The organism is Streptomyces chiangmaiensis, assembly GCF_036281785.1.
Lineage (GTDB): Bacteria > Actinomycetota > Actinomycetes > Streptomycetales > Streptomycetaceae > Streptomyces > Streptomyces chiangmaiensis.
The window spans coordinates 1-552 of record NZ_JAYWVC010000751.1 but is presented as its reverse complement, the minus strand read 5'-3'; the positions used below and the strand labels follow the sequence as shown (position 1 = coordinate 552).

Sequence of the window (552 nt, the reverse complement as noted above, 5' to 3'; positions counted from 1 at the left end):
AGAAAACGGCGTTCAGCAGGTCCTCGACCCGGTCATGGTGTGGCTGGGGCGGGTTCGGCCTGGACGTGGTAGCCGAGGGCTTCGAGTTGGCCGATGAGGCGGCGGGCCTGTCGAGCGGGGTCGTTGCGGCGCAGGAAGTAGTCGCCGCCGAGGTCGTGGTAGGCCTGGTCGCGGGTGAGCATGTGGAAGATCGAGACGAGGATGCTGTGCTCGATCGCGACCAGGGCCTTGGCGTGTCCGAGCCGTGGCCGTAAGCGGGAATACTGGGCGGCGAGGTAGGTGTTCTTCGTGCGGATGGCGCCCATCGCGGCGTCATGCAGGTAGATCGCGAGCCACTTGGGGCCCTTGCGGGATCTTCCCGAGCGCTTGCGTCCGGCGGACTCGTGGTTGCCAGGGCAGACTGCGGCCCAGGATGCGAAGCGCGATGCGGTCCCAAAGACGCTCATGTCCGCGCCGAACTCCGCCAGCAGGCCCTGGGCCGTCCGCAGGTCGATACCGGGGACGGTGTCCAGGAGCTCAACCTGTCGGGCGAAAGGGGCCACCGCCTCCCCG

Annotated in this window: 1 protein-coding gene; it reads right to left on the bottom strand. The window is 68.3% G+C overall.

Annotated features, from left to right (window positions below):
• Nucleotides 1–32: 32 nt before the first annotated feature.
• The coding region (locus VXC91_RS46755) for a transposase (protein ID WP_329513388.1) at nucleotides 33–552 on the bottom strand (520 nt) is incomplete at its 5' end.